Here is a 17,114-nt window from a genome sequence, read left to right on the forward strand (position 1 = left end):
GGTGGCTGGACACCGGCTGTCCGGTGCGTGGTCGAGGAGGCTCGGCCCACCCGGTGGTTTCCGGTTCCTGCCGTCCCGCTCTGGTATCCATCCTGGGTCCGGAACCCGCCCTCACCCGTCGGCGTTCCGGCTGGTCGCGGCGGCCCGAGCGGCCGACCCGGGGGTCATCCGAACGGTTGACCCCGGCAGCGCCGAAGCAGGTCAGAATGGGGATGTTTGCCCATTTCACGCGGGGCGGTGCGCACGCGCCGCCCGCGCCGTGCAAGGAGAGGAGGTGCGCCCATGACGGACGCCGACCGGCGGGACCCTGCCCGCACCGGACGCCATGCCCGTCCGGCGGACGAGCCGGCCCCCGGCCCGCTGACCGAGCACGACCCGGACGGACGCTGGCTCGAGATCCTCATGAGCGTCGCGTTCTTCGTCCTGCTCGGCTCGTCCATGATCCGGTTCGTGCAGCGGCACGGCGAAGAGGTCAAGGCCCCCTACGTCATCACCCTGGCCACGATCCTCGCCGTCCTCTACATCGTGGGCCCGCGCCGCGGCACCGTGCCGAACCTGCCGCCCGGGACGCCCGTCCCCTGGCCCCGGCCGCGCCGCCTCGCCTGGCTCGTCATCGTGATCGTCGTCTGGGCCGTCCTCGTCGACGTCGCCCCCAGCTTCGCGTGGGTGGCCGTGCCGCTCTTCTACGCGATCCTGCGCACGCTGCCGACGGTCGCCGCGTACGTCCTGGTCGGGCTGCTCACCGTCGTCGTGATCTTCTCCCAGCTGCAGCTGGCCGGGCGCTTCGACCAGGACCTCGTGATCGGGCCCGCCGCCGTCGCCGCGTTCGCCACGGCGATCTTCACGCAGATGCAGCGGCAGGCCGCGCGGCAGCGGGCGCTCATCGACGACCTGATCCGCACCCGGCGCGAACTGGCCGCCTCCGAGCGGCGCGAGGGCACCCTCGCCGAACGGCAGCGGCTGTCCATGGAGATCCACGACACCCTCGCGCAGGGCCTGTCCAGCCAGCAGATGCTGCTGCAGGCCGCCGAGCGGGTCTGGGACACCGACGGCGCCAAGGCCCGCGTCCACGTCCACACCGCGACCTCCATCGCCGAGCACAACCTCACGGAGGCCCGCCGCTTCGTGCACGACCTCGCCCCGGCGGACCTGGCCGACGGGCTGGAGGCGGGACTGCACGCGGTCGCCGCGCGTGCCTCCGGCGAGCGGCTCTCCGTCCGGGTCCACATCGACGACGGGGGGCGTACGCCCCGGCTGCCGGACCGGGTCCAGTCCGCGCTGCTCCGCATCGCGCAGGGGGCGCTCGCCAACGTGCGTGAACACTCCGGGGCCACGGAGGCCGCCGTGACCCTGACCCTCCTCGACGACCAGGTCGTCCTGGACGTCGTCGACAACGGCGCCGGGTTCGACCCGTCGACCCTCCCCGACGCCTCCACCGGGGTCCGCGGCCACGGGGTTCCCGCGATCCGTGCCCGTGTGCGCCAGCTCGGCGGCACGCTGAGCCTCGAATCCGCCCCGGGCGAGGGCACGGTCCTGACCGCCGTGATCCCTCTGTCCCCCCGAGCCTGACCCCTCCCAGGGGCTCCGCCCCGGCCCCCGCTCCTCAATCGCCGGAGGGGCTGGTTTTCGGCTCTCCCGCCGTCGTGGCTGGTCGCGCAGTTCCCCGCGCCCCTGAGATGCACACCCTTCGGGTGGCATCTCCCCGATGAGGCGCAGCCTCATCAGGGGCGCGGGGCTGTATCCATGTGCGGCTCCGCCGCGTGGGCGCGAGCAGCCCCACCGGCCCGCGCCCGGCGACGAAAGCGCCACCCCCAACGGCGATGGCCCCGCACCAGTTCGACCCGCACAATGAACACCGCAGCCCACCCGAGGAGACCCGCGCAATCATGACGCCGCCCGTGAAGATCCTGCTCTGCGACGACCACGTAGTGGTCCGCGCCGGCCTCCTCGCCCTCCTGGACAGCGCCCCCGACATCGAGGTCGTCGGAGAGGCCGGCACCGGTGAGGAGGCCGTCGCCCTGGCCGCCAAGCTCACCCCGGACGTCGTCCTGATGGACCTCCAGCTCGGCGAGGGCATCGACGGCGTCGAGACGACCCGCCGCCTCACCGCGACCCCGGGCGGCGGCCCGAACGTCCTGGTCCTCACCACGTACGACACGGACGCCGACATCACCCGCGCCATCGAGGCCGGCGCCACCGGCTACCTGCTCAAGGCGGAACGCCCCGAGGAACTGTTCTCCGCGATCCACGCCGCCGCCCAGGGCCGCACCACCCTCTCCGCCCCGGTCGCCTCCCGCGTCATGGCCAACATGCGCAAGCCCCGCCCCACCCTCACCGACCGCGAGCGCGACATCCTCGCCCAGCTCGCGCACGGCCTGGGCAACCGGGAGATCGCCAAGGCCCTGTTCATCAGCGAGGCCACAGTCAAGACCCACCTGGGCCGGATCTACGACAAGCTCGGCGTCGACACCCGCGCGGGCGCCGTAGCCGTGGCCAAGGAACAGCGCCTCCTCCCCTGAACCGCCGCACCCACGCAGAGCCCCGCCCGGGCACCGGCACAGAGCTCGCCCGAGCACCCGCCCGGGCACACCCACAACCGCCCCCACAGCCGCCCCGCCACGCGGAGCGGCACCGCGCACGCACGTGACACCATCACGTACGTGCTCGACATCGGATACGCCCTCTCCCGCCGCTTCCCGGACCCCCCGCAGACGGACTACCGCCGCGCGGACGTCCACGCGCTGCGCCACGACCTGTTCAGCGGCGACGTGTACCTGGCCGACACGAAGGCCGACCGGGAGCTGTCCACAGCCTGGGGATGGGTGCCGGTGCTCGACTTCGCGTGGGCCCTGTGCGACATCACCGAGCAGCTGGACCGCGACCCGCGCGGCAGCCGCAGCGCCACCCCCCAGTACGCGGAGCTGGACTTCACCGAGTCCACCGACCGCATGCTGTTCGAGCGCCGCTTCGGCTGGGTCGACATCGAGGCCGACTGGATGCCGGGCGACGAACCGCCGCTGACCTTCGCGCACTCCGAACTGCGCCGCGAGGCCCGCGACTTCCTCCACGACCTGCTCGCCGACCTGACCGACATGCACGAGGACCTCGCGGACAACCCGGCGATCTGGGACCTCCAGGCCCGCTTCCCCCGCATGAAGTGACCTCGGCGCCGGCCCCCTAGGGCCTGCTCACCCCTCCACCCGCACCCCCAGCGCCGCCGCGAACACCGGCGCCAGATCCAGCAGCTGCGCGGTCGAGATCACGGCCCCGCCCAGCCGGTCCACCCCGCGCGCGATCTCCAGCCGCGCGGCCTCCCGCAGGTCCACGTCCACCAGCGTCGCCGCCGACAGATCCGCCCCCGTCACCACGCACCCGGGAAACTCCACCCGCTCCAGCCGCGCCGCCCCGAAGTCCGGCTCCACCAGCACACAGCCCTCGAACACGACGTCCTTGAGCCGCGCCTTCCGCAGGTTCAGATAGTCGATCTTCCCGCCGCGGATCAGCACCCGCTCCAGGACCGCCCCGTGCAGCTGCGTCCCGCCGAGCCGCGCGTCCACCACCTCCACGTCCCGCAGCGTCGCCCCCGCCAGATCCGTGCCCACGCCTCTGACCCCGCTCAGCGACGAGTCCAGGACCCGCGCCCGGCCCAGGTCCGTACCGTCCAGCGCGCACTCCTCGATCGCGCAGTCCATGAACCGCGCCCCGATCCCCTCCTGCCCCGACAGGTCCACGCCCCGCAGCTCCACCCCGTCGTAGTCCCCGTCCGGCTCCAGGAACTCCCCCTCCGGCCACGGCTCCAACGGAGGCAGCCGCAGCTCGGGCCGCCGCGCCCGCCGCACCTTCGCCGCCCCGGTCCTGCCCCTGCTCCCGCCACCACTCCTGTCGACCATGCCCCCATGCTGCCCTCCCCCACTGACAACGCCGAGCAACCCCTGACGACCAGCGCCGATCCGCGCCCGCCCCGGCCGATGTCACATCCGGGGGCGCCCCAGCCGTCGTATCCGCGAAAGCCACCCCAGCGCCCACGGACGCGCCACGGAACGCGCACGAAGGCAGGAGCACCGCATGGCCCGCAGGACGACCCCCGATCTCACCGTCGTCGGCGGCGGCTTCGCCGGTCTGACCGCCGCGATCACCGCCGCCGAGGCCGGCGCCCGCGTCACCCTCCACGAGGCCCACCACACCCTCGGCGGCCGCGCCCGCACCGCCGACGCCGCCTATCGAACCCACGACGGCCCCCACGCCCTCTACAACGGCGGCCCCCACTGGACCTGGCTGAAGCACCGCGACCTGCTCGGCGCCGTCGCCGCCGTACCGGCCCTCGAAAGCGCCCGGCTGCGCTTCCACCGCGGCGGCGTCCTGCGCCGCACCCCGCCCGCCGCCCTGCTCCGCCTGCTGCGACACCGGGCCGAACGGGTGCCCGTGGACGAGGACTTCACCACCTGGGCGAGCCGGTTCGTCGGCCCCGACGGCGCCCGCGCCGCCGCCCACTACACGGCCGTCGCCCTGTTCCACCACGACCCCGGCTCCCTCTCCGCCCGCTTCGTCCAGGAACGCCTGCGCCGCACCGCCAAGCTCCCACCCGAGGCGCACTATCCGGTCGGCGGCTGGTCCGCCGTCATCGACCGCATGGCCGCCCGCGCCTGGAACCTCGGCGTCCGCGTCGAGACCCTCAGCCGCCTCGACACCCTCCCCACCGACACCCCCGTCGTCGTCGCCACCTCCCTGGACGCCGCCCGCCGCCTCCTGCGCGACGACACCCTCGTCTGGGACAGCGGCCGCACCACCCTCATCGACCTCGCACTGCGACGACGGCGCGGCGACGCCTTCGCCGTGTCCGGCATCGACTTCCCGGCCTGGATCGAACGGTTCACCGCACAGGACCCCTCCCTCGCCCCGCACGGCGAGAGCCTCCTCCAAGGCCAGGTGCCGATCGCCCCCGACGAGTCCAAGGCGGACGGCTCCGCCCGCGCCGAGGACCTCCTCGACCTCGCCTTCCCCGGCTGGCGCGACCGCACCGTGTCGCGCCGCGACGCCGTCGCCAAGAACCGCACCGGCGCCCTCGACCGCCCCGGCACCACCTGGCGCGACCGCCCCTCCATCGACCGCGGCGACGGCGTCTACCTCGCCGGAGACATGGTCGCCGCCCCCGGAGTCCTGTCCGAGGTCTCCTTCACCAGCGCCATCGAAGCCACCACCCTCGCCCTGCGCTCCGCCCTCCGCGCCCCCGGCCTCGACCTCAGAACCGCCTGAGACCAAGACCCGACGGCAACAGCACCCACCCAGCGCTCCACCGACCGCAACGACAACAGCACCCACCCCACGCCACGATCACCGCTCCCCCGCCCTTGACCTCAAGTCCGCTTGAGGTCGAAGACTGGCGGCGTCGGCGACCCGGCCGACGACCAGCACCCGCTGGCGACCACCACCCGCTGGGGAGCCCCCATGCACGCCGTACGCCTGCACGCCTTCGGCCCCGCCGAGAACCTCACCTACGAGAAGGCACCCGACCCCGCACCCGGCCCCGGCCAGGTCCGCATCGCCGTCGAGGCCGCCGGAGTCCACCTCCTCGACACCGCCCTGCGCGCGGGCCACCAAGGCCCCCTGCCCGCACTCCCCGAACTGCCCACGATCCCCGGCCGCGAAGTCGCCGGCACCGTCGACGCCCTCGGCCCCGGCACCGACCCCACCTGGCTCGGCCGCCGCGTCGTCACCCACCTCGGCATGGTCCTGGGGGTCCCCCCAGGCTCTTCAAGCTCTGGGGGAGGCTACGCCGAACTCGCCGTCACCGACACCGAACGCCTCCACACCCTCCCCGACACCCTCGACGCCGCCCAGGCCGTCGCCCTCATCGGCACCGGCCGCACCACCGCCGGCATCCTCAACTTCACCAAGATCACCCCCGACACCGTCGCCCTGATCCCCGCCGCAGCCGGCGGCATCGGCACCCTCCTCGTCCAGTACGTGAAACACGCCGGCGGCACCGTCATCGCCCTCGCCGGCAGCCCCGCCAAAACCGCACAGGCCACCGCCAACGGCGCCGACCTCGCCCTCGACTACACCACCCCCGACTGGGCCGACACCGCCCGCGCCTTCCTCACCGCCCGCGGACAGCACGCCACCCTCCTCCTCGACGGCGTCGGCGGCACCACCACCGACACCGCCCTCGACCTCCTCGGCCCCGGCGGCCACCACCTCATCTTCGGCTGGTCCGCCCAGGGCATCGGCGCCGACACCGGCCCCCACCTCCTCGACCCCGCCGAACAGACCCGCCGCGGCATCACCCAGGAACAGGTCCTCGGCCCCCCGCTCCTCGCCCGCGCCGGCGGCCCCGACCCCCTGCGCACCCTCGAACTCCGCGCCCTCGACCTCGCCGCCCGCGGCATCTTCCGCCCGGCACTCCACCGCTTCCCCCTCGCCGAAGCAGCCGCCGCCCACCACGCCCTCGAAACCCGCGCCACCACCGGCAAGGTCGTCCTCGAACCCTGACCCCCGCGCCTCAGCCCCCGAGCGCACCCAACGCCTCGTCCGTCAACCGGAACACCGACCACTCGTCCTGCGGCCGCGCCCCGAGCGCCCGATAGAAATCGACAGCCGGCGTGTTCCAGTCCAGCACCGACCACTCCAGCCGCTCGTACCCCCGCTCCACACAGATCCGCGCCAACTCCGTCAGCAGCGCCTTCCCGTAACCACCGCCCCGCGCCCCCGGCCGCACATACAGATCCTCCAGATAGATCCCGTGCACCCCACGCCACGTCGAAAAGTTCAGGAACCACAACGCGAACCCGACCACTTCACCGGTCTCGTCATCCTCGGCGACATGCGCGAACGCCGCCGGCCGCACCCCGAACAACGCCTCCCGCAACTGCCCCTCGGAAGCCCGCACCTCCTCCAACGCCTTCTCGTACTCGGCCAGTTCACGCACCATCGCGTGAATAGCGGGAACGTCAGCAGCATCGGCAACACGAATCATCCCCGCAGGCTAACGCCCCGCCGGAAACGTCAATCCCGCCCCAACCCCCCGACACATGCCTGAATCAGACATGCCCCCACACCCCACCCACCTCTGGCCCCGCGCCAGAACCTACGTAAGGCAAGCCCCCGGCACCTACATCTGGCTCGCCGCCCTCTTCGTCACCACCGTCGCCCTCCACCACATGACCCCCGCCTTCGAAACCACCTTCCTGCGCCAACGCTCGACCAACCTCCACGAGCTCTCCCAGAACCCCGTCCGCGTCCTCGTGGCCTCCGCCTTCTGGATCGACGGCAGCAGCTGGTGGCCCTACGCCGCCCTCTACACCCTCCTCCACGCCCCCACCGAACACCGCCTCGGAACCCCCCGCTGGCTCGCCGTCGTCGCCGCCTCCCACATCCTCGCCACCCTCATCAGCGAAGGCGCCCTCCTCTGGGCCATCCGCCACGGCCACGCCCCCACCTCCGCCGTCAACACCCTCGACGTAGGCGTCAGTTACGCCCTCGCCGGCGTCGCCGCCGTCCTCACCCACCTCATCCCCTCCCCCTGGCGCTACGCCTACCTCGCCGCCGTCCTCACCGTCTACGGACTCCCCCTCCTCACCGGAACCGGCCGCACCTTCACCGACCTCGGCCACGCCACCGCCGTCCTCATCGGCCTCAGCTGCCGCCCCCTCACCCGCGCCCCCACACCCACCCCGCTCACCCCCTGCCGCAAACCCCCACCCCCGCAGTAACGTCCACCGCCATGAGCAGCACGCACCGCAGCGCCACCACCACCGTCAACGGCGGCATCTCCTACTGGTACGCCGACGACGGCCTCCCCGACACCCGCGAACCCCTCCCCGCAGACGCCACCGCAGACGTCGTCATCGTCGGCGGCGGCTACACCGGCCTGTGGACGGCCTACTACCTCAAGAAGGCCGCCCCCTTCCTCCGCATCACCGTCCTCGAGCAGAAGTTCTGCGGCTACGGCGCCTCCGGCCGCAACGGCGGCTGGCTCTACAACGGCGTCGCCGGCCGCGACCGCTACGCCAAACTCCACGGCCACGACGCCGCCGTCCGCCTCCAGCAGGCCATGAACGACACCGTCACCGAGGTCATCGACGTAGCCAAGGCCGAGGACATCGACGCCGACATCCACCACGGAGGCGTCCTCGAAGTCGCCTACACCCCCGCCCAACTCGCCCGCCTCAAGGCCTTCCACACCACCGAGGTCTCCTACGGCGAGAAGGAACGCACCCTGCACGGCGCCCGCGAGACCGCCGAACGCATCCGCGTCGCCGGCGCCGTCGGCTCCACCTGGACCCCCCACGGCGCCCGCCTCCACCCCGTCAAACTCGTCAAGGGCCTCGCCCGCGCCGCCGAAGCCCTCGGCGTCACCATCCACGAGTCGACCCCCGTCACCGAGATCAAGCCCAAGCACGCCATCACCCCGTACGGCACCGTGCGCGCCCCCTACATCCTCCGCTGCACCGAAGGCTTCACCGCCTCCCTCGCCGGCCAGCGCCGCACCTGGCTCCCCATGAACTCCTCCATGATCGCCACCGAGCCCCTCACCCCCGCCCAATGGGAATCCATCGGCTGGGAGGGCCGCGAGACCCTCGGCGACATGGCCCACGCCTACATGTACGCCCAGCGCACCGCCGACGACCGCATCGCCCTCGGCGGCCGCGGCGTCCCCTACCGCTTCGGCTCCCGCACCGACAACGACGGCCGCACCCAACCCCACACCGTCGAGGCCCTGTACGACATCCTCACCCGCTTCTTCCCCCAGCTCACCGGCCTCGGCATCGCCCACGCCTGGTCCGGCGTCCTCGGCGTCCCCCGCGACTGGTGCGCCTCGGTCAGCCTCGACCGCTCCACCGGCCTCGGCTGGGCCGGCGGCTACGTGGGCTCCGGCGTAGCCACGGCGAACCTCGCCGCCCGCACCCTGCGCGACCTCGTCCAGCAGGACTCCGGCCAGTCCGGCCCCACCGACCTCACGGCCCTCCCCTGGACCAACCACAAGGTCCGCAAGTGGGAGCCCGAACCCTTCCGCTGGCTCGGCGTCCACGGCATGTACGCCACGTACCACGCAGCCGACCGCCGCGAACTGACCGGCCACAGCGCCGACTCCTCCCGCCTGGCCAAGACCGCCGACAAGCTCGCCGGCCGCGGCTGACCGGCCGCGACAACGGGACGTTGTCGCGCCCCCACCCGAGTTGTTGGCCTCCCCGTGGCCCCGAGTACTTCACTCGGGGCCATGACCACAGAAGCCACCCCCCGAACCGTCGTCACCCGCTACATCGAGGCGGTAGCCACCGGCGATCTCCCCACGATCAGGTCCTCCTTCTCGGAAGACGCGACCTGGACCTACCCCGGCACCGACCTCCCCCTCTCCGGCACCTGGCGCGGCCGCGACACGATCCTCAACGACTTCCTCGGCAAGGCCACCGCCTCCCTCTTCACCCCCGGCACCACCCCCACCATCACCCTGACGAACGTCCTGGCGGACGGCCCCACGGTGATAGCCGAATGGCGAGCCCAGGCCGAAGCCGCAACCGGCGCCCGCTACGACAACCACTGCCTGGGCATCTTCACCGTCCACGCCGGCAAGATCACCAAGGTCCGCGAATACACCGACACCCGCCACGCGGCACAGGCCCTGTTCGGCCTGTGAACACGAAAAACCCCAGGTCAGAACTGGTCTGACCTGGGGTTCAAAGAGCCGCCTGTCGGAATCGAACCGACGACCTAGGCATTACAAGGGCCTCGCTGCTTCCAACTGAGCTAAGGCGGCATCGCGCGCTACCAAGCCGCACACGGAGGCGGCACCACTGTACACAGCCTCAGGCATCACAGCCAGGCACTTCCTCTGCATAACTTTCCAGACGATGCGTAACCATCCACTCGCCCATTCGTTGACCAGACGAACACGCTATTCCGACTATCGGACAGCAGGGGTGGGCTCGATGGGGGAAGCGGTGGAGGAACCGAGGGCCGTACGCGGCGAGGCAGCCGCGCGCATCAAGCGCGACGCCCTCGGCATCGGAGACCGCCGCAAGCACCATGCCCGCAAGGCGAAGCCCCTCCAGAGCCACGCATTGGCGCCGGAGGCCCGGCACCGTGTGTACCGCTACCGCTGCTACCCGACCGCCGAACAAGCGGCGCAGTTGGCGAAGACGTTCGGTGCGTGCCGTTGGGTCTACAACGAGGGTCTGGCTCTGCGAGAGAAGGCGTGGCGGGAGTACCGGGTGTCGGTGGGCTTCGCCGAGACGTGCCGAGCCTTGACCGGGTGGCGGCAAGCGGCAGAGACCTCATGGTTGCGTGACGTGTCATCGACGGTGTTGCAGCAGCCGTTGCGGCATCTGCAGGCGGCGTTCCAGGGGTTCTTCAAGGGCTCGACGAAGTACCCGAAGCGGAAGAAGAAGGGCCGCTCACCCGACTCTGCGACCTACATGCGGACGGGTTTCAGTTGGCGGGAGGATCCGGAGCAGCCGGGGACCGGCGCGGTGAAGCTGGCGATGCAGAATGCGCCGTTGGACGTTCGGTGGTCGCGGCCGATGCCGGCCGGAGTGACGCCTGTGCGGCTCACGATGTCGCGGGACCGGGCGGGGCGCTTCTTCGTGTCGTTCCTGGTCGAGGAGGTGATCCGGCCCCTGCCTGCAGTGTTCGTCGAGTCTTCGCAGGAGCCCCAGGCGGTGGGGCTGGATCTGGGTCTGGCGTCCTTGGTGACGTTCGATGACGGCAGCAAGGTGGATCACCCGCGTCTGTTGCGGCGATACGGGGCGCGGTTGAAGCGTTTGCAGCAGGAGCTGCACCGGAAGACGCTGGGGTCGCGAAACAGGGAGAAGGTCCGTCAGAAGATCGCGCGGCTCTACGCGCTGATCGGTGATGTACGCAGGGACATGCTGGACCAGCTCACCACCCGCCTCGTGCGCGAGAACCAAGTGCTCGTGGTGGAGGATCTGTCCGTCGCGTCCCTGATGGCTGCGGGCAAAGGAACGGGCCGGAAGCGGAAGGCCCGGCTGAACGAGTCGATCGGCGATGCGTCGTGGGGCGAGTTGCTCCGCATGCTCACGTACAAGTGTGAGTGGTACGGGCGGACGCTGGTGGTCGTGGATCGGTACTTCCCGTCGACACGGCGGTGCTCCGCGTGCCATGTCGTAGGACCGAAGCTCGATGTGTCAGTGCGCGAGTGGACCTGTGCGGAGTGCGGCGTGCGGCATGACAGGGATGCGAATGCGGCGGTGAACCTTCGCGACGAGGGGATGCGCCTGTACTGGCAGACCCAGATGTCGTTGCCTCCTGGAAGCAAGACCCCGGCCTTGATCAAGGCCTCTGACATGTCGGAGAGGGTTCGACTGGTCGCGTAGTCGCGGCCACGGCACGTACGGACCGATGGGCCATCGGCCGGAATGCCTGTGGAGTCTGCGTGAGACCGTGCGGCGCGGCGGGGAAGCCCGTTGCCCGTCGGCTGCGGACGGTGAAGCAGGAAGCCTCAGGGCGAGATCAAAAGGCAAGTGCTCTTCCTCTCCCAGCGGCACAGGTCAAAAGAGCGATGCTTGGCCCGTTCAAAAATTCCGGCGAATCCCACAGGCCCCGACCTGCTGACATACCCGCCCCCCGCCGGGTACGGTCCCAGCAGTTCACTCGTGTGGACTACACCACTCACCACCTTCCACTACGGATCGTCCGGCACGTTCCTGCCGGTGAAGGGGGCTTCACAGCCATGGCTTCTGTCACGTTCGACAAGGCGACCCGCGTCTACCCGGGTTCCACCAAGCCCGCCGTCGACGGCCTGGACATCGAGATCGAGGACGGCGAGTTCCTCGTCCTCGTCGGTCCGTCCGGCTGCGGCAAGTCGACCTCCCTGCGCATGCTCGCGGGTCTCGAGGACGTCAACGGCGGTGCGATCCGCATCGGCGACCGCGACGTCACGCACCTGCCGCCCAAGGACCGGGACATCGCCATGGTGTTCCAGAACTACGCGCTGTACCCGCACATGAGCGTCGCCGACAACATGGGCTTCGCCCTGAAGATCGCCGGTGTGAACAAGGCGGAGATCCGGCAGAAGGTCGAGGAGGCCGCGAAGATTCTCGACCTGACCGAGTACCTGGACCGCAAGCCGAAGGCGCTGTCCGGTGGTCAGCGTCAGCGTGTGGCGATGGGTCGCGCCATCGTGCGTGAGCCGCAGGTGTTCCTCATGGACGAGCCGCTGTCGAACCTCGACGCCAAGCTCCGTGTCAGCACGCGTACGCAGATCGCCTCGCTGCAGCGTCGTCTGGGCATCACGACCGTGTACGTCACGCACGACCAGGTCGAGGCCATGACCATGGGCGACCGCGTGGCCGTGCTCAAGGACGGTCTGCTCCAGCAGGTCGACTCGCCGCGCAACATGTACGACAAGCCGGCGAACCTGTTCGTCGCCGGCTTCATCGGCTCCCCGGCGATGAACCTGGTCGAGGTGCCGATCACCGACGGCGGCGTGAAGTTCGGCAACTCGGTCGTGCCGGTGAACCGCGACGCGCTGAAGGCCGCGTCCGACAAGGGCGACCGCACGGTCACGGTCGGCGTCCGCCCCGAGCACTTCGACGTCGTGGAGCACGGCGGCGGCGAGGCCTCGAAGTCCCTGACGAAGGACTCCAGCGACGCCCCGGCCGGTCTCGCGGTGTCCGTGAACGTGGTCGAGGAGCTCGGCGCCGACGGTTACGTCTACGGCACCGCGCGCGTCGGCGGCGAGGACAAGGACCTGGTCGTCCGCGTCAACGGCCGCCGGGTGCCGGAGAAGGGCGCCGAGCTGCACGTCGTTCCGCGTCCGGGCGAGACCCACGTGTTCTCGACGTCCACGGGCGAGCGTCTCTCCGACTGACCCGGAGCGACAGCGAAGAACGATTCGCGAAGGCCCCCGCGCTTCAGTGCGGGGGCCTTCGTTGTCGACAAATACCCCGGCAAATAGGACTTTTGGGCCAGCCGCGTCAACGCCCAAACAAAGAAACCCCGTTGCCTGTCCCTCGGTCGAGTGACTAAATGTCGCCAAATCATCACCGACCGCTACGCTCACTCGCGTGACGCACTCCGCTAACTACACCCAGAGGTCGCGCCGAGCCCGGGGCCAGGGTCCCGCCCGCCGCGCCGCCCGCACGCTCGCCTTCGTCCTGCCGGTGATGCTGGTGCTCTCCGGGACCCTCGCGGTCACCCGGGTCAACTGGTCGGGAGGTTCGCAGGATTCCATCCTGACAGCCTCCTCGCAGGACGTCTCGGCGCGCGCCAAGTCCCGCGCGCCCCAGGACATCCTGCGCGACCGCCTGCTCGAGGAACTCCAGGAGGAGAACCCGAGCGTCGCCCTCACGCATCTCCAGCAGGAGATCGACCGGCGGCCGTCGTTGGCGAAGCACTGCATGACGATCGCCAAGGCCCTCGGCCGCGCCGCCGTGCACGCGTACGGCCCGGCCCGCGCGCAGTCCTACGCCCGCCCGGTCTGCGACACGTCCTTCGCCTCCGGGGTCGCCGGCTTCCGAGGCTGACCCCCAAGTGGTCCGAGGGGCTCCGAGTCCCCTCCCTGCCCGACGGGCCGTGCGCGGCTAGGGTTCCGGTCATGACGACCGTCGAACCGGCCGCGCACGGCCCGCACGCGTTCCCGCACCACCGTCCGACGCAGGCCGTGGTCCTGGCGGGCGGCCAGGGCTCGCGCCTGCGCCCCTACACCGACGACCGGCCCAAGCCGATGGTGGAGATCCCGGGCACGGGCATGCCGATCATCGGGCACCAGCTGGCCTGGCTGGCCGCCGAGGGCGTCACCGACGCCGTGGTCTCCTGCGGCCATCTCGCCGAGGTCCTCCAGGACTGGCTGCGCGAGACCGAGCTGCCGCTGCGGGTCACGACGGCCGTCGAGAAGGAGCCGCTGGGGCGCGGCGGCGGCCTCAAGTACGCGGCGGGCCATCTGCCGCACCCCGACCGCCCGTGGTACGCGACGAACGGCGACATCTGGACCCGGTTCTCGCTGCGCGAGATGGCGGACTTCCACGCCGAGCGCGAGGCCACGGCGACGCTGGCGCTGGCCCGGCCGCGCATCCCGTGGGGGGCGGTGGAGACCGACGCGTTCGGCCACATCACGGACTTCGTCGAGGCGCCGCCGTCGCCGTATCTGATCAACGCGGGCGTGTACGTGTTCTCCGCCGAGTTCGCGTCGCTGCTGCCGGACCTCGGTGACCACGAGCGGACCACGTTCCCGCGGCTCGCCCGCGCGAAGCGCCTCGCCGGGTTCCCGCTGCCGCAGGGCGCGTACTGGCGGGCCATCGACACCGCGAAGGACCTCACGGAGGCCGCGAAGGAGCTTGCCGCGCAGGCCCGTTGAGCGGTCCTCGCACACCGGCTCGTACGACGACGGGGCCCCGCACACCTGGTGTGCGGGGCCCCGTCGTCATGGGGGTCGTGCAGGGCGTCAGCCGCCGAGGAGGCCGCCCACCAGACCCGGTTTGTCGGCGCCGCCGTCGGAGCCGCCCGAGGTGGTGCCGCCGTCGGAGGTGCCGCCGGTCGTGCCGCCGGAGGTGGGGCCGCTGGTGGTGCCGGCGCTGGTGGCCGGCTGCTGCGGCGTCGTCTGCTGCGGCGGGGCCTGCCCGGCCGTCGCGCCCTGCGTCTGGGCGGGCGTCGTGGTGCCGCTGGTCGCGCCGGCCGTCTCGCGGGCGCTCGGCGCGCCGGTCGGGCTCGACGTGGTGCCCTGCGTCGGCGAGTTGGCCGCGGACGGGGTCTGCGACTGGCGCTTCTCCTTGCGGTGTCCGGGCTCGGAGGGGAGCGGGGAGCCGGGCAGTTCGTTGCGCGGGGTGTCGCCGGGGCCGGGGGCCGTGACGCGGTCGGAGTCACGGACGGCGGCGCCGAGCAGCGAGCCGATGAGGAGCGTGCCGCCGATGACGAGGGTGGCGACGACCGTGCCGCGGCGCAGGACGTAGCGGCGGAGTTCGCCGAGTGCCGCGCGGGGGCCGAGCCGGCGCCAGGCGCCGCTGGCGAGCCGTCCGTCGACGGAGTAGACGGGGGCTCCGGCGATGATGAGGGGGGACCAGGCGGCCAGGTAGATGATGTCCGGCGTGTCGTAGGCCGGGACGGTCTTCCAGCTGACGGTGACGAGGAGCGCGGCGGAGAGCAGCGCGCCGAACACGGCGGCGAGCCGCTGCCAGAGCCCGAGCACGGTCAGGACACCGACGATGACCTGCAGGAAGGCGATGGCGAGTCCGGCGCCGACGGGGTGCTGGAGGGCCCAGTCGCGCAGGGGTTCGGCGAGGGCCCACGGGTGCAGCGAGTTGAGCCACTTCACCATGGAGCCGCGTTCGCCGCCGTCGAAGTAGACGGGGTCGCAGAGCTTGCCCATGCCGGCGTAGATGGAGATGAAGCCGAGGAAGACGCGCAGCGGGAGCAGCACGACGCCCAGGTTCATGCGGCGGCCCGGGTAGTAGGCGTGCCGGACGGGGCCGTAGCGGCGGGCGGCGCGCTCGTGCTCGGGGTCGCCGTCGGAGCCCTCGAACTCCTCGTCCGCGTAGGCGACAGGGGCGAGTTCGCCGGTGTCCTCGAAGGCGCTGCCGGCCTGGCGCATCTGCGGCAGGATCCGGGTGCCGGGGGCGCCGGCCTGCTGCCCGATGACGGGCGTCTCCTGCGTCGGCTCGTCCCGGTACAGGTCGAGGTCGTCGGCGAGGTCGCGGGCGATGTCGACCCGCGGGATGACCTGGGTGGATCCGCCGTCGTCGACGGGGTCGCCGACACGGCGGGCGCCCTGCAGGAGTCCGCCGGTGTCGAGGCCTCCGCCGCCGCTCATGACGACACGGCGGCGCCGGGCACCGGGGGTGCCCGCGGCCGTGATGACGGGGACGCGCGGGCCCAGGGCGCTCACGTGCCGTGCGATGCGCGGGAGTTGCGTCTGTTGCCCCCGGGGGAGCTGCACGCGGAAGCTCGCGTGATTGACGATGACCTGCGCCGGGTCGCACGGCACCTTCACCATGCTCAGCGCGGGGCCGTCGTCGAATCCCGACGAGCGATCCCCCGAGGGAGTGCGGGGCGTTCTGGTGTCCACACTCATCTAACCGAGTGATGTGTGTTTAGGACACTGCCTCATGCCCACCGAAATGTCCGGACCCCGTCAAGCCCGGACAGGCCCTGGTCAGCCCGGGTCGAACCTGGGCTGACCTCGTGCTCAGCCGCGTCGGCGGGCCGCCTCGTAGAGCACGACACCGGCGGCGACACCGGCGTTCAGCGACTCGGCGCCGCCCGGCATCGGGATCCGTACGCGGTAGTCGCAGGTCTCGCCGACGAGGCGGGACAGGCCCTTGCCCTCGCTGCCGACGACGATGACGACGGGGCCCTCGAGCGCGGCCAGGTCACCGACGGTGTGCTCGCCGTCGGCCGCGAGGCCCACGATCGCGATCCCGGCCTTCTTGTACTGCTCCAGGGCGCGGGTCAGGTTCGTGGCGCGGGCCACCGGCGTGCGCGCGGCGGTACCGGCGGACGTCTTCCACGCGCCGGCGGTCATGCCGGCGGCGCGGCGCTCGGGCACGAGGACGCCGTGGCCGCCGAACGCGGAGACGGAGCGGACGACGGCGCCCAGATTGCGCGGGTCGGTCACGCCGTCGAGGGCGACGATCAGCGGGTCCTTGCCCTCGTCGTAGGCGGCGGCGACGAGGTCCTCGGGGTGCGCGTACTCGTAGGGCGGGACCTGGAGGACGAGGCCCTGGTGGTTGAGCCCGTTGGTCATGCGGTCGAGCTCGGGGCGGGGGGCCTCCATGAGGTGGATGCCGCCGCGGTCGCCGGCGAGCTGCAGAGCCTCGCGCACGCGCTCGTCGTTGTCGATGAACTGCTGCACGTACAGCGTCACCGCGGGCACGCCCTCGCGCAGCGCCTCGACGACAGGGTTGCGGCCGACGACCATCTCGGAGGTCGCCTTGCCGCGGGGGCCGCCGGTGCGGCTGGTGGGGCGGCCCTGGGCGCGCTTGGCCTGGGCGTTCGCGATGCGGTTCTTCTTGTGCTTCTTGCGCATCTCGGCGGGCGGGGTCGGGCCCTTGCCCTCGAGGCCCTTGCGCCGCTGGCCGCCACTGCCGACCTGCGCGCCCTTCTTGCCGGACATGCGGCGGTTGTTGTTGGCGGCCATGACCTACCTGTCTCTTACGTCTGTCTGT

At 71.7% G+C, this 17,114-nt stretch carries 16 protein-coding genes and 1 tRNA gene; 12 read left to right on the top strand and 5 right to left on the bottom strand.

Going from position 1 to position 17,114, the window contains the following annotated elements:
• Positions 1-282: 282 nt before the first annotated feature.
• The 3 genes from ACIBTU_RS33915 to ACIBTU_RS33925 all read left to right on the top strand — a co-directional run bounded on the left by ACIBTU_RS33915 (position 283) and on the right by ACIBTU_RS33925 (position 3,161).
• Positions 283-1,569: a sensor histidine kinase gene (locus ACIBTU_RS33915; RefSeq protein WP_399130518.1), complete on the top strand. Its 1,287-nt coding sequence runs from the start codon at positions 283-285 to the stop codon at positions 1,567-1,569.
• Between the two features lie 317 nt (positions 1,570-1,886).
• Positions 1,887-2,519, top strand: coding sequence for a response regulator (locus ACIBTU_RS33920; protein ID WP_399130519.1), 633 nt, complete (start codon positions 1,887-1,889; stop codon positions 2,517-2,519).
• A gap of 141 nt (positions 2,520-2,660) precedes the next feature.
• Positions 2,661-3,161, top strand: coding sequence for a hypothetical protein (locus ACIBTU_RS33925; RefSeq protein ID WP_399130520.1), 501 nt, complete (start codon positions 2,661-2,663; stop codon positions 3,159-3,161).
• Between the two features lie 27 nt (positions 3,162-3,188).
• Here ACIBTU_RS33925 and ACIBTU_RS33930 read toward each other — a convergent pair whose 3' ends face one another.
• Positions 3,189-3,890 (bottom strand): pentapeptide repeat-containing protein, encoded by a 702-nt coding sequence (locus tag ACIBTU_RS33930; RefSeq protein ID WP_399130521.1) that lies wholly within the window; start codon positions 3,888-3,890, stop codon positions 3,189-3,191.
• A 175-nt stretch (positions 3,891-4,065) separates the two neighbouring features.
• Between ACIBTU_RS33930 and ACIBTU_RS33935 the strand changes: the two genes are divergently transcribed.
• Positions 4,066-5,253 (top strand): NAD(P)-binding protein, encoded by a 1,188-nt coding sequence (locus tag ACIBTU_RS33935; RefSeq protein ID WP_399130522.1) that lies wholly within the window; start codon positions 4,066-4,068, stop codon positions 5,251-5,253.
• Positions 5,254-5,445: 192 nt separating this feature from the next.
• Positions 5,446-6,489: a zinc-binding dehydrogenase gene (locus ACIBTU_RS33940; RefSeq protein ID WP_399130623.1), complete on the top strand. Its 1,044-nt coding sequence runs from the start codon at positions 5,446-5,448 to the stop codon at positions 6,487-6,489.
• 10 nt (positions 6,490-6,499) lie between these two features.
• On the opposite strand, the gene ACIBTU_RS33945 is transcribed toward ACIBTU_RS33940, so the two are convergent.
• A complete protein-coding gene (locus tag ACIBTU_RS33945) occupies positions 6,500-6,973 on the bottom strand; it encodes a GNAT family N-acetyltransferase (protein WP_399130523.1) in 474 nt (157 codons plus the stop codon).
• Between the two features lie 55 nt (positions 6,974-7,028).
• Here ACIBTU_RS33945 and ACIBTU_RS33950 point away from each other — a divergent pair, with 55 nt between their 5' ends.
• From ACIBTU_RS33950 to ACIBTU_RS33960, 3 genes are all read left to right on the top strand, one after another.
• Positions 7,029-7,709, top strand: a complete 681-nt coding sequence (locus tag ACIBTU_RS33950; protein WP_399130524.1) for a rhomboid-like protein — start codon at positions 7,029-7,031, stop codon at positions 7,707-7,709.
• 11 nt (positions 7,710-7,720) lie between these two features.
• Positions 7,721-9,136 (top strand): NAD(P)/FAD-dependent oxidoreductase, encoded by a 1,416-nt coding sequence (locus ACIBTU_RS33955; protein ID WP_399130525.1) that lies wholly within the window; start codon positions 7,721-7,723, stop codon positions 9,134-9,136.
• An 81-nt stretch (positions 9,137-9,217) separates the two neighbouring features.
• Positions 9,218-9,634 (top strand): nuclear transport factor 2 family protein, encoded by a 417-nt coding sequence (locus tag ACIBTU_RS33960; RefSeq protein ID WP_399130526.1) that lies wholly within the window; start codon positions 9,218-9,220, stop codon positions 9,632-9,634.
• 46 nt (positions 9,635-9,680) lie between these two features.
• Here the strand turns inward: ACIBTU_RS33960 and ACIBTU_RS33965 are convergent.
• Positions 9,681-9,754, bottom strand: a tRNA-Thr gene (locus ACIBTU_RS33965).
• A 172-nt stretch (positions 9,755-9,926) separates the two neighbouring features.
• Between ACIBTU_RS33965 and ACIBTU_RS33970 the strand changes: the two genes are divergently transcribed.
• From ACIBTU_RS33970 to ACIBTU_RS33985, 4 genes are all read left to right on the top strand, one after another.
• Entirely contained in the window at positions 9,927-11,330 is a 1,404-nt protein-coding gene (locus ACIBTU_RS33970) for an RNA-guided endonuclease InsQ/TnpB family protein (protein WP_399130527.1), read from the top strand.
• A 356-nt stretch (positions 11,331-11,686) separates the two neighbouring features.
• Positions 11,687-12,826, top strand: a complete 1,140-nt coding sequence (locus tag ACIBTU_RS33975; protein WP_399130528.1) for an ABC transporter ATP-binding protein — start codon at positions 11,687-11,689, stop codon at positions 12,824-12,826.
• A 196-nt stretch (positions 12,827-13,022) separates the two neighbouring features.
• On the top strand, positions 13,023-13,481 hold the full coding sequence (locus ACIBTU_RS33980) for a hypothetical protein (RefSeq protein WP_399130529.1): 459 nt from the start codon (positions 13,023-13,025) through the stop codon (positions 13,479-13,481).
• A gap of 71 nt (positions 13,482-13,552) precedes the next feature.
• On the top strand, positions 13,553-14,311 hold the full coding sequence (locus tag ACIBTU_RS33985; protein ID WP_399130530.1) for an NDP-sugar synthase: 759 nt from the start codon (positions 13,553-13,555) through the stop codon (positions 14,309-14,311).
• Between the two features lie 87 nt (positions 14,312-14,398).
• Here the strand turns inward: ACIBTU_RS33985 and ACIBTU_RS33990 are convergent, their stop codons facing one another.
• Together ACIBTU_RS33990 and rlmB are read right to left on the bottom strand one after the other, a co-directional pair.
• Positions 14,399-16,015, bottom strand: coding sequence for a DoxX family protein (locus ACIBTU_RS33990; protein ID WP_399130624.1), 1,617 nt, complete (start codon positions 16,013-16,015; stop codon positions 14,399-14,401).
• Positions 16,016-16,135: 120 nt separating this feature from the next.
• Positions 16,136-17,086: a 23S rRNA (guanosine(2251)-2'-O)-methyltransferase RlmB gene (gene rlmB, locus ACIBTU_RS33995; RefSeq protein ID WP_399130531.1), complete on the bottom strand. Its 951-nt coding sequence runs from the start codon at positions 17,084-17,086 to the stop codon at positions 16,136-16,138.
• Positions 17,087-17,114 lie beyond the last annotated feature (28 nt).

It is taken from the genome of Streptomyces sp. NPDC050145 (assembly GCF_044460245.1).
Lineage (GTDB): Bacteria > Actinomycetota > Actinomycetes > Streptomycetales > Streptomycetaceae > Streptomyces.

Bases quoted from the DNA above. Each gene is read 5' to 3' on its own strand.
- ACIBTU_RS33915 (WP_399130518.1), top strand. From the start codon at position 283: ATGACGGACGCCGACCGGCGGGACCCTGCCCGCACCGGACGCCATGCC.
- ACIBTU_RS33920 (WP_399130519.1), top strand. From the start codon at position 1,887: ATGACGCCGCCCGTGAAGATCCTGCTCTGCGACGACCACGTAGTGGTC.
- ACIBTU_RS33930 (WP_399130521.1), bottom strand. From the start codon at position 3,890: ATGGTCGACAGGAGTGGTGGCGGGAGCAGGGGCAGGACCGGGGCGGCG.
- ACIBTU_RS33935 (WP_399130522.1), top strand. From the start codon at position 4,066: ATGGCCCGCAGGACGACCCCCGATCTCACCGTCGTCGGCGGCGGCTTC.
- ACIBTU_RS33940 (WP_399130623.1), top strand. From the start codon at position 5,446: ATGCACGCCGTACGCCTGCACGCCTTCGGCCCCGCCGAGAACCTCACC.
- ACIBTU_RS33945 (WP_399130523.1), bottom strand. From the start codon at position 6,973: ATGATTCGTGTTGCCGATGCTGCTGACGTTCCCGCTATTCACGCGATG.
- ACIBTU_RS33950 (WP_399130524.1), top strand. From the start codon at position 7,029: ATGCCTGAATCAGACATGCCCCCACACCCCACCCACCTCTGGCCCCGC.
- ACIBTU_RS33955 (WP_399130525.1), top strand. From the start codon at position 7,721: ATGAGCAGCACGCACCGCAGCGCCACCACCACCGTCAACGGCGGCATC.
- ACIBTU_RS33960 (WP_399130526.1), top strand. From the start codon at position 9,218: ATGACCACAGAAGCCACCCCCCGAACCGTCGTCACCCGCTACATCGAG.
- ACIBTU_RS33970 (WP_399130527.1), top strand. From the start codon at position 9,927: ATGGGGGAAGCGGTGGAGGAACCGAGGGCCGTACGCGGCGAGGCAGCC.
- ACIBTU_RS33975 (WP_399130528.1), top strand. From the start codon at position 11,687: ATGGCTTCTGTCACGTTCGACAAGGCGACCCGCGTCTACCCGGGTTCC.
- ACIBTU_RS33985 (WP_399130530.1), top strand. From the start codon at position 13,553: ATGACGACCGTCGAACCGGCCGCGCACGGCCCGCACGCGTTCCCGCAC.
- rlmB (WP_399130531.1), bottom strand. From the start codon at position 17,086: ATGGCCGCCAACAACAACCGCCGCATGTCCGGCAAGAAGGGCGCGCAG.